Annotated in this window: 11 protein-coding genes; 9 read left to right on the top strand and 2 right to left on the bottom strand. The window is 67.1% G+C overall.

Going from position 1 to position 10,033, the window contains the following annotated elements:
- The 8 genes from ACFVDI_RS21270 to ACFVDI_RS21235 all read left to right on the top strand — a co-directional run.
- Positions 1-312, top strand: a 312-nt coding sequence (locus tag ACFVDI_RS21270; RefSeq protein WP_378909738.1) for a carboxyl transferase domain-containing protein, incomplete at its 5' end; no start/stop codon positions are given.
- A gap of 161 nt (positions 313-473) precedes the next feature.
- A complete protein-coding gene (locus ACFVDI_RS21265) occupies positions 474-689 on the top strand; it encodes an acyl-CoA carboxylase epsilon subunit (protein ID WP_378909736.1) in 216 nt (71 codons plus the stop codon).
- A 265-nt stretch (positions 690-954) separates the two neighbouring features.
- Positions 955-1,341, top strand: a complete 387-nt coding sequence (locus tag ACFVDI_RS21260) for a hypothetical protein (protein WP_378909733.1) — start codon at positions 955-957, stop codon at positions 1,339-1,341.
- 354 nt (positions 1,342-1,695) lie between these two features.
- On the top strand, positions 1,696-2,172 hold the full coding sequence (locus tag ACFVDI_RS21255; protein ID WP_378909731.1) for a hypothetical protein: 477 nt from the start codon (positions 1,696-1,698) through the stop codon (positions 2,170-2,172).
- Positions 2,173-2,260: 88 nt separating this feature from the next.
- Positions 2,261-3,538 (top strand): hypothetical protein, encoded by a 1,278-nt coding sequence (locus ACFVDI_RS21250; RefSeq protein ID WP_378909729.1) that lies wholly within the window; start codon positions 2,261-2,263, stop codon positions 3,536-3,538.
- Positions 3,535-4,119 (top strand): hypothetical protein, encoded by a 585-nt coding sequence (locus ACFVDI_RS21245; RefSeq protein ID WP_378909727.1) that lies wholly within the window; start codon positions 3,535-3,537, stop codon positions 4,117-4,119. The genes ACFVDI_RS21250 and ACFVDI_RS21245 overlap by 4 nt, the downstream gene beginning before the upstream one ends.
- On the top strand, positions 4,116-4,847 hold the full coding sequence (locus tag ACFVDI_RS21240) for an ATP-binding cassette domain-containing protein (RefSeq protein ID WP_378909724.1): 732 nt from the start codon (positions 4,116-4,118) through the stop codon (positions 4,845-4,847). Before ACFVDI_RS21245 ends, ACFVDI_RS21240 begins: the two co-directional genes overlap by 4 nt.
- A gap of 18 nt (positions 4,848-4,865) precedes the next feature.
- Positions 4,866-6,212, top strand: a complete 1,347-nt coding sequence (locus ACFVDI_RS21235) for a glycosyltransferase 87 family protein (protein WP_378909721.1) — start codon at positions 4,866-4,868, stop codon at positions 6,210-6,212.
- Here the strand turns inward: ACFVDI_RS21235 and ACFVDI_RS21230 are convergent.
- Together ACFVDI_RS21230 and ACFVDI_RS21225 are read right to left on the bottom strand one after the other, a co-directional pair.
- Positions 6,179-7,474, bottom strand: a complete 1,296-nt coding sequence (locus tag ACFVDI_RS21230) for a hypothetical protein (protein WP_378909718.1) — start codon at positions 7,472-7,474, stop codon at positions 6,179-6,181. The genes ACFVDI_RS21235 and ACFVDI_RS21230 overlap by 34 nt on opposite strands.
- Positions 7,467-7,976 (bottom strand): SigE family RNA polymerase sigma factor, encoded by a 510-nt coding sequence (locus ACFVDI_RS21225; RefSeq protein WP_378909715.1) that lies wholly within the window; start codon positions 7,974-7,976, stop codon positions 7,467-7,469. The genes ACFVDI_RS21230 and ACFVDI_RS21225 overlap by 8 nt, the downstream gene beginning before the upstream one ends.
- A 111-nt stretch (positions 7,977-8,087) precedes the next feature.
- Here ACFVDI_RS21225 and ACFVDI_RS21220 point away from each other — a divergent pair, with 111 nt between their 5' ends.
- Positions 8,088-9,767 (top strand): DUF885 domain-containing protein, encoded by a 1,680-nt coding sequence (locus ACFVDI_RS21220; protein ID WP_378909710.1) that lies wholly within the window; start codon positions 8,088-8,090, stop codon positions 9,765-9,767.
- The last annotated feature ends 266 nt before the right edge of the window (positions 9,768-10,033 follow it).

Genomic DNA, 10,033 nt, shown 5'->3' with positions numbered 1-10,033 from the left:
GCCGACATCAACCTCGCCTGGCCCACCGCCCAGATCGCGGTCATGGGTGCCCAGGGCGCGGCCAACATCGTCCACCGCCGCACCCTGGCCGAGGTGGAGGCCGCCGGTGGCGACGTCGAGGCCAAGCGCGCCGAGCTCATCGACGAGTACGAGACCACTCTCGCCAACCCCTACATCGCCGCCGAGCGTGGCTACGTCGACGCGGTCATCCCGCCGCACGAGACCCGCGCCGAGGTCACCCGCGCGCTCCGGCTCCTGCGCACCAAGCGCGAGACGCTGCCCGCGAAGAAGCACGGGAACATCCCGCTCTGAGTCGACCCCGAAGCGAAGCGAGGGGTCGGCGAAGAGCGGATAGCGCCGAGTCGGCGCAAACGGACCGCAGCGAAGCGAAGCGAGCGAGCGAGGACCGGATTGCGCCAACTCGGCGAAAACCCGACGTAAGGCAATCAAAGAACCGAAAGGTGGTCACGGATATGACCGACAACGAAGAGCAGAAGCCCCTGCTCAAGGTCATCGACCAGAACGCCACCCCCGAGGACGTAGCCGCGATCGTGGCCGTCTTCGCGGCGATGGGGTCGACGGGCGAGTCCCCGAAGAAGAAGGAGCGCTCCCTCTGGGCCACCCCCCAGCTGCGTACGCCGCTCCACCCTGGCCCGAACGCCTGGCGCGCCAGCGGCCTGCCCCGCTGACCGGCTCCGCGGCATGACCTCGCTCAGCGACATCGAGGCCCGTGGTCGATCGGTTGGGCAACCTGCGCAAACGTCGTACGGCAGCAGGCCATCCATCACCAGCTGCTGGATCACACCGCGGCGGTAAGAAATGTGCTGGAGGTGGGAGGCGGCCAGAGCAACCAGGCCATCCATCTGGCGGCCGCGCGGAGCCGCCGTCACCTGGGGAGGAGACCCGTCGCGACCACTCCTCGATACCCATACTGTCGCGGCGAACGAGCACGGCGTGGCGGTCCGGACCCTTCAGGGCACCCTTGACGATCTTGACCGGCTCTTCCGCGAGCGAACCTACGACCTGATGACAGCACACGACCTGATGACAGCACACGGCCTGTTGACGTATCTGGACGACGACGCGACAGCCGCCGGCGCGAGACTGGCGAGCGAGGGCGCCAGAGGCGGCATCCTGTCGATCATCTTCCGCAACGGGGAGACGCTCGCCTACCGGCCTGGCCTCCTTCGGCAGTGGAAACAGACGCTCGCCGCGTTCGACGCGACGACCTACGTCAACGGGCTGGACGCCGACGCAAAGGCGCACACTCGGACGACGTCACCGCTTGGTGCGAGGACCCGGATCTCGAGATCGAGTGCTTGTACAGCGTCCGCTTGCTGACCGACTGCGCGGCAGCAGGCGAGATGCCCGACCCGGCAACGATCGCCGACTGCATCGCCGCCGAACTTGAGGCTGGCCGTCGAGACCCGTACCGCGGCCTCGGTTCTCAGCTTCATCTGATCGATGGCGCGCGATAGTTGCGACCGACTCCTCCGTCATCCAGCGACGGCGCGTCGGCACGTCCCGGACCGCCCGGCTCAGCCAAGATTTCCTGCTGTTCGACCTCCTGCATGCCACGGCAACTATCCCCATGAGGGTATCGGTTTGGTTAAAGCCGAGCCACTTTCTTTGGAACACGATCCGACGCATAGGTAAAGCACTAGGGTCCGTCCGGGCAATACCCACCTAACGAAAGTGAGTGACTCGATGCGAAGTGTTCTTCCTCGCCGCGGCATCAGGAAGGGTGCCTGCGCTGTCGCCGCTGGTGCAGCGATCATCGCTGTGACGGCTCCCGCCGCCATGGCGAACTGGACCGGCTACATCTCGGGCTGGTCGGATGGCGTCGGTGAGTCTCGGCGCTGGAGCGACACCGGTCCGTACACCCAGATCAAATGGCAGGACTGCGAGGTCCAGGGTTACGGTCAGCAGCAGGAAGCTGACGTCCGGGTGTGGCGCGACATTACTGCCGCACCCGACGTGCATTACGGCACGAAGACGTACGTCGCGTGCTTCAGGGACAATACGACTCGAAGCATCGGCGAGTGGACCAACCTAACGAGTGGGACTTACTCCTACTATTTCAAGACTCCGCGGGTAGGCACGTCCGGCACCGACAATGACGGTCTCCTGCACGTCAGTTGGGTTGGCGTGGACACTTCCCTCGCCGACTAGCCCACACCACTCTCGGACAACCCGGGACGTCGGTCTAGCCCGACTTGCCGTGCTCGGCCGACGTCCCGCGCGAACATGAAAGATCCGCATGCGTTTCCGCGCGCTACTTCGTTCCTCTGCTGCTCTGCCGATCCTCCCGATCGCCATAGCCGCGGCGGCGTTCTATTACATCGTCAATGGTCGAGATCAAGTTCTCTACGTTCCAATTGCATCAGCGCCGTTGCTCGTCGCGGCCCCGATCGCGACGGTGTATCCCGTCGCCTACGGCCTCGCTGCCGCGACCGGAGCGTGGCAAGGTTCCCGTCTTAGGCACGACGGAGTCTGGCTGATCGCTCCACTTCGGCAGCCCGCGACCGTCATCGCGACCACTCTGCTCCCCGTCGTCGCGACAGCATGGCTCATGTTCCTGGTGCCAGTCGTCGCCGCCTTCGTGGAGCGACCGACGATGCCAACCTGGGACAGTCTGCCGCCCCTGTTCCTCGGTCTTGTGCTGTCCGCAGCGTGGGCCATAATCGGCTTTACGCTCGGGCAGAGAGTCAATCCGATCATCGCGGCACCTGTTCTGGCGTGCACCGTGTTCTATGTGGTCGCAGTGACAATTGCCGTCGATCCCATGTTCGTGCGCCACATGAGCGGCTACTACCTGGACGGACCTGGATTCGGCGAGTCAGCCACCGTCGAGTCAATGGTTGCGCAGGGCCTCCCCACCGTGGGACTGGTCACAGCAGTTGCCTTGCTCTGGAGTCGGCTTCCGAAGCTCGTCACGCTCGTCACTGGCGGAACACTGATCCTGGCTTCGACCTACACCAGCTATTCGATCGTCAACGATTGGAGCTACAACCCGACCCTGAACGCGGGTAACGTCCCGCTCAAGTGCGCGGGCGACCGGCCGAAAGTATGTATTCCCAAGCAGGCGAGCGGAGACCTCGATGAGATCCGTCGAACAGTGGACTCGGCCTACGATGTGCTCACCGCGTACGGCGTGACGACCACCATGCCTGACACCGTCATCGAGCGAAGCATTTACGGTCGCTTCGATCCCCCAGCGATCGGCGGAACGCGGTACGCCTTCCTGCTTCAGGGACAGAAAAGCGGTTCGGCTGCTGGACCCCTGCTCATCGAGGAGGTTCGATTCGGGTGCGACGCGGACGATCACCTTGCCTACCGGGTCGCCCAACTGTGGCTGGGCGAGAAGCTCGGCATCACCCGCACCTTCGAGTCCTACGCAGGCGAGGATCCCTATTACACCCGCAAGCAGCACAGCGACCTGATGAAGACGGTGAAGACAGTCTCCACGAAGCCCGACCGGGTGCAGCGGGCGTGGTACCAGAAGATCAAGAAGACTGCCTGCGAGGACGCCGCATGACGTGGTGGATCAAGGCACGTCAGGTCGTGCAGGTCCTGGGACTCGGCCTGATCGTCATCGCCCTCGCCGCCTGGCTCTTCACCGATGTCAGCGCATCGCTCGTCTCATGGACAGTGAGTCACCAGACAGTCCCGGTGCTGACGTTTGCACCACTCGTCCTGGCCTCGGCCCTCGCGTTCTGCCTTGACTCCCGGCTCCCGGAGGCCGAGATCACCGCGATCCGCCCCGTCTCGGCGATGGATACATTCTTGATCACGTCCGCGGTTGCTGCGGCCCTCATCATCGCCGGCACAGCGTACGCAGCCACCCATATTGGGGAAGCGTTGGTCCTCGCCCGAAACACGCTCTTCCTCACCGGCCTAATGCTCATCGCAAGGTCGTTTATCGCGCGAGGGGGGATCGTTGTCGCCACTGGTTGGGTGTTCGTTGTGATCCTGGTCGGCCGTCGCACTCCCGTCGAGTACTTCCCATGGGCAATCACTGGTCTCCCGATCGACGCGCCACACGCGACGATCACTGCCGTGGGCGCGATCACACTCGGTGTACTCCTGACCTTTCTCACTGCAAGGAAACTGCCATGACCCTGCACTTCGAAACAATCAGTTACCGCTACCGACCGTGGGCCTCCGACGTACTCTACGGCCTCAGCTATGACCTTCCCGACGGTCTCACGATCCTGCTGGGACCGAACGGTGCCGGAAAGTCGACATTGCTTCGCCTCGGCGCCTCGGTGACCTACCCAAGGCGAGGGCTCGTCTCAGTCGACGACATCCCGTCGAAGTCAAGGGACTTCCGACGTCACGTGTCATGGATGCCGCAGAATGTCACCGCGATGACCGGTCTGACCGCGCGCGAACAGGTCTCTTACACGGGCTGGCTCAAGGGTATGAGCCGGCATGAAGCATGGGCGGCCTCGATCGACGCACTCGCCACGGTTAACCTGACAAACGAGGCCGACAAGAAGGCGAAGTCGCTTTCCGGCGGACAGCTTCGCCGGCTCGGGGTCGCGTCCGCAACGATCCATCGGAGCCGCGTGCTGCTGCTCGACGAGCCGACTGCCGGGATGGACCCGACCCAGCGGCGTACGTTCCGCGACATCCTCACCAAGATCGCTGACCGCGGTGTCAACGTGCTCATGTCGACCCACGATGTCGCAGACCTCGCTGAGGACGCTACCCACGTGACCGTCATGAGCGGGGGCCATATCCGATACGACGGGGCGACTCATGACTACCTGCGCAACGCACCGGCCGGGACCCCCGGGAATCGGCTCGCGGAGGCCGCCTACACGGCGCTCACCTTGCCATAACCTGCCTATGATCCCGGGGTGATCACGTTCTCTCGGCGATATCTCCTGGTCACCCTGGCATGGCTGGTGACCCGGGGATGGGTGGTGGTCCTCTACGGCTTCCCGGCCGCAGCCGAGGGCTGGTTCGGCTGGTGGGGCCTGGAGTGGGGCGTCGTGGGCGACGTCAACTACTACCGCGACAGTCTGGACGCCATGGCTGCGGACGGGGTGGCGGGGACGCTGGTCGAGTATCCGGTGCCGGCGTTGCTGCTGCTCTGGATCCCGTACGCGGCGATCGACCTGCTCCGCCTCGGCGGCGATGCCTACATCGTGGCGGTGCTGGTGATGGCCGCGCTGACCGATCTGCTCTTCATGCTGCTCATCGTGCGCAACCGCCGCGGGGAGCACCCGAGGTTCGGGGTCTCGGGCGCCGAGGCGCTGTGGCTGGCCGCCGTCCCGGCGCTGGGGGCGACGGCGTACGCCCGTTTCGACCTCTTCCCCGGGATCATGGTCGGTCTGGCGGTGCTCTACGCGGCCCGGAGGCCGAGAGTGGCGGCGGCGTTCGCGGCCTTCGCGACAGGCGCGAAGTACTGGCCGATCCTGGTCATCCCCGCGCTCGCGGCGAACCGCGCCGCCCGCCGAGGGGTCATCCTGACCGTCGTCGCCACCGGTATCGCGCTGGCCGGCCTGAGCCTCGTCCTCGGTGGCTGGGACCGGCTCTGGACGCCGCTGAGCTACCAGAGCGAGCGAGGTCTCCAGATCGAGTCGGTCTTCGCGACCCCGGCGATGTTCCGGTGGGGCCACGGCGGCCCGGCGAGCGGCTACGCGATCGACTACACCGAGTGGAAGGCCTACGACATCAGCGGCCCGACGGTCGAGGCGCTGCTCCTCGCGGCGACGATCGCCTCGGTGGTCGTCGGGGCGCTCGTCATCGTCTGGTGGGTGCTCGCCTGGCGCCGTCTCCCTGACGGCGAGCGGACCGAGGAGACCATCGTCTGGCTGGTGCTGGCGACCGTGGCCGCCTTCCTGGTGACCAACAAGGTGCTCAGCCCGCAGTACATGCTCTGGCTGCTGCCCGCCGCCTCCGCAGGGCTGGTGCTGCTCCGCGGCCGGGCCCGCAGACAGCTCGGCATCTGGTCGTTCGTGCTGGTCGCGGTGACGCTGCTCACCCACGAGATCTTCCCGAGGATGTACGGCTACATGCTCACCTTCAACGACATCGGCTCACCGTGGATCACCGAGGTGCTGGCCTGGCGCAACGGCCTTCTGGTGCTGCTCTTCCTCTACGCCGCCTGGCGCACTACTCGGTTGCTGGCCGCCCTCCCCGAGCGGGGGCGGCCAGCAGCCGAGGGTCAGGAGAGGCAGACCTTGGCGACGTCGCCCTGAGCCGAGAAGATCGTGACCGGATCCTCGGCGAACACCGGGCGGCAGGCCGCCGGACTGAGCTCGTGCACGGTGAGCCCGTCGTAGAACCCGTGCTCGGTGCAGTTCTCGTAGTTCACGTAGACGTCGCCAGCCTCGCCGTCGCGGAAGATCCGCAGGATGACGTACGCCGTGACCGGCTGCCCCGCGGCACAGTTCTGCGGCGAGTTGGGGCCGGAGCGGGCCGGCGCGTCCCGGATCGCCTCCACGAGACCGGAGGCCTCCGAGCCGCTGATCTCTCGCGAGCCGGTCAGCGAGGCCGAGGACGGCTCGTACTCGCAGATCGCGATCGAATCCGGCGCATCGCCCTCCAGCGGTGAGGTCTTCGGCTCGGTCGTCGGCCGAACCGGGTCACCTGCGGCCAACGGCGAGGCCGTGTCACAGCCGTAGGGATCCTCCGGCGTCGTTCTCAGCGACGCCTTGATCTCGGCGTTCACGTCGTCGTCGCCGGGACCGGTGAGGATCGAGGCGTACGCATCCCCGACCTGGACCCGCGTCAGCAGCCAGCCCTCGTGCTCCCAGGAGCCGGTCTCGAAGGTCTCACCCTTGTCCGGCTTCTGGATCAGGGCATAGGGCTGCCACAGCGCGAACGGCACCTTGCCGAACTCGGCCGGGTAGTCGCGGTCGTTCGTCTCGTTGCAGGCGATCGCCGGCACCGGCTGGTTGGTGATGTTGGCGACGTAGGGAGTCCGCGGCACGGTGTCCCACTGGTCGCCCGGCTTCGCGATGCACTCGGGCAGCGCCGGCGCGTTAGCGTCGGCCCACTCCTGGGGCACCTGGAAGGCGATGTCGTAGCGGACGGCCCAGCGCTTCCCAGCCGCGGGGGCGCCCAGGTCGGTGCGGCGCGGATCGACGTACGTGCCCTCAGGGGCAGCGTCCTCCGCTCCCTCCAGCACCTTGGGCGCGTCGCCGGAACTGTCCTGCTCCCCGACGGTGTCGCTCGCCGCCGTGCTCTCGTCGCTGCTCCCGTCGGGCTGCAGGTTGGCGATGACGCCGCCCAGGCCGACGACGGCCAGCACCGCGGCTGCCGCCGCCAGGATCCAGGTGGATCGGCGGCGTACGGGTGCCTTCTCCTCGGCTGTCTCCGTCTCCGTCTCCACGGACACCGCAGCCGGTCCGGACTCCTCAGCGTCCCCGGGGATCGCGAGCTTCCGCGGCTCGAAGCCGTCGGCGGCACGGGCCAGGGCGGCCCGGAAGGCCCGCTCCTCGCGCTCGAAGTCACTCATTGTCAACCCCCTCGTTCAAACGTTCCCTCAGCTTGGCCAGCGCCCGGTGCACATGTGAGCGGGCGGTCGCCTCGGCGCAGTCGAGCACCGTCGCGATCTGTGCGAACGACAGATCCTCGTAGAAGCGGAGCACCACGGCCGCTCGTTGGTTCGACGGCAGCGTCTGCACCAGAGCCCACGCCTCGTCCGCGTCGCGTTCCTCGGGGCCGGGCTCGTGCCTGGTGGACATCGGCTCGACGTCCTCGACCAGCACCAGACGGCGCCGCTTGCGCCACCCGCTGATCGACCCGTTGACGATGCTCCTCTTCACGTACGCCTCCGCCGTCCCGGACGCCGCCAGCGACTCCCACCGCGGCAGCGCTCGGGTGAGGGCGTCCTGCACCAGGTCAGGAGCGTCGGAGTTGTTGCCGGTCACCAGGTAGGCGAACCGCTGCAGCGCGGGACCCCGCGAGGCCACCCAGGCGCCGAAATCCGGCTCTGTCCCCTCATGGTCGGCATCCACAGACACCTCCTCTGGCACGTTCACACCCCTCCTACGCGAAGTCTGTCGAGTTCGTTGCGTGTAGCCAGGAATTGAGTTGCTCCAGCACGTCCCGGTCCTAAGGTTGGCCGGGTGACCCGTGAAGTAGACGCCCGCACCGACCGCTATGTCGAGGAGTTCTGCGCCCTCGACCCGCTGACTGCAACCTACGTCGGTGTCGCCGGTCACGACGCGGACCTCCCCGACCTGTCTCCCGACGGTATGCGGGCGGTGGAGGAGCTCAACCGGACCGCCTATGCCGACGTGGCCGCGATCAAGCCGGTCGACGAACGTGAGCAGGTCGCCAAGGAGGCGTTCCTGGAACGGGTCGGGCTCGACATCGAGTTCGCCGAGGCGCAGCTCGACCGGAAGTTCGTCTCTGTCATCACCAGCGGCATCCACAGCCTGCGTGAGGTCTTCGACCTGATGCCGACCGACACCGAGGACGACTGGGCCGCGATCGGGTCCCGGCTGGCCGGGATGCCCGACGCGATCGCCGGCTACACCGCGACACTGCGCGAGGAGGCCGCAGCCGGGCGGGTCTCGGCGACGGCTCAGTACGCCAAGGTCGCCGACCAGATCCTCCTCTGGACCGGGCAGAAGAGCGCCGACGGGTTCTTCACCGGTCTGATCAGCCGCGCGCCCGAGGGAACCCCCGCCTCCCTGCGCACCGAGCTCGAGACCTCGGCGGCGAAGGCCAACGAGGCCTTCACCGAGTTCGGGCGGTTCATGGCCGAGGACCTGGCGCCCAACGGGCTGCCGAAGGAGGCGGTCGGGCGTGACCACTACCAGCTCGCCTCGCGGCGCTTCCTCGGGGCCGAGATCGACCTGGAAGAGACGTACGCCTGGGGCTGGGAGGAGCTCAAGCGGCTCGCCGACGACATGGAGACGACCGCCGACCGGATCCTGCCGGGGTCGAGCGTGGTGGAGGCGGCGGCGCATCTCGACAAAGACCCAGCGCGGCGGCTGACCTCGACGGACGCACTCAAGGAGTGGATGCAGGGCGCCGCCGACCGCGCCATCGCGGAGCTGGCCGACGTGCACTTCGACATCCCCGAGCCGGTGCGGCGGATCGAGTGCATGATCGCCCCGACCTCCGACGGCGGGATCTACTACACCGGCCCCTCCGAGGACTTCTCCCGTCCCGGCCGGATGTGGTGGTCGGTGCCCGAGTCGGTCACCTCGTTCGGCACCTGGCGGGAGCTGACCACCGTCTACCACGAGGGCGTGCCCGGCCATCACCTCCAGGTCGCCCAGACCGCCTACCGGGCCGAGCTGCTCAACCGCTGGCAGCGGCTGATGTGCTGGGTCTCCGGCCACGGCGAGGGCTGGGCACTCTACGCCGAGCGCCTCATGGACGATCTCGGCTACCTCGACGACCCCGGCGACCGCCTCGGCATGCTCGACGGCCAGTCCTTCCGGGCCGCGCGGGTCATCATCGACATCGGCATGCACCTGGAGCTGACGATCCCCGAGGACAACCCCTTCGGCTTCCACCCCGGCGAGGTGTGGACCCCCGAGCTCGGCCGCGAGTTCATCGGCCAGCACTGCCTGATGGAGGACGCCTTCCTCGACTTCGAGGTCGCCCGCTACCTCGGCTGGCCGGGCCAGGCCCCGTCCTACAAGGTCGGCGAGCGGATCTGGCTCCAGGCCCGCGAGGATGCGCGTGCGCGGGCCGGGGCGGCGTTCGACATGAAGGCCTTCCATCGTGCCGCGCTCGATCTCGGGTCGCTCGGGCTCGATCCGCTGCGTGCGGCTCTTGGGCGGTTGTAGCCCGGTTGGTCAGGGGCATTTGGTCGTTACGCGGGACGCCTTTTTGGTGTGGGCACTGTTCCGCGGGACTGGTCTTGGGCCGCCGACCCCAGTGTGCCCGGGAGACAGTCGCTCCTCGGGAGGCAGACGCTCCACGGTGAACGAAAATTCATTCACCCCCACCAATCCGCCCAGCTCCTCCAAGTGAAAGAGAATTTTCTTTCACGGACCGAGCCACATCTCCGCGCCAGACCCCTGCCGCCGGCCCGATAGCCAGCCAAAATTCT

The organism is Nocardioides sp. NPDC057767, from assembly GCF_042798275.1.
In the GTDB taxonomy this organism is placed as follows: domain Bacteria; phylum Actinomycetota; class Actinomycetes; order Propionibacteriales; family Nocardioidaceae; genus Nocardioides.
Note: the sequence above shows the minus strand (reverse complement) of the source record. Positions and strands in the feature narration are given on the sequence as shown.

What these genes read in the sequence shown, in the direction of transcription:
- ACFVDI_RS21265 (WP_378909736.1), top strand. Translation starts at nt 474, where the DNA reads ATGACCGACAACGAAGAGCAGAAGCCCCTGCTCAAGGTCATCGACCAG.
- ACFVDI_RS21250 (WP_378909729.1), top strand. Translation starts at nt 2,261, where the DNA reads ATGCGTTTCCGCGCGCTACTTCGTTCCTCTGCTGCTCTGCCGATCCTC.
- ACFVDI_RS21245 (WP_378909727.1), top strand. Translation starts at nt 3,535, where the DNA reads ATGACGTGGTGGATCAAGGCACGTCAGGTCGTGCAGGTCCTGGGACTC.
- ACFVDI_RS21240 (WP_378909724.1), top strand. Translation starts at nt 4,116, where the DNA reads ATGACCCTGCACTTCGAAACAATCAGTTACCGCTACCGACCGTGGGCC.
- ACFVDI_RS21230 (WP_378909718.1), bottom strand. Translation starts at nt 7,474, where the DNA reads ATGAGTGACTTCGAGCGCGAGGAGCGGGCCTTCCGGGCCGCCCTGGCC.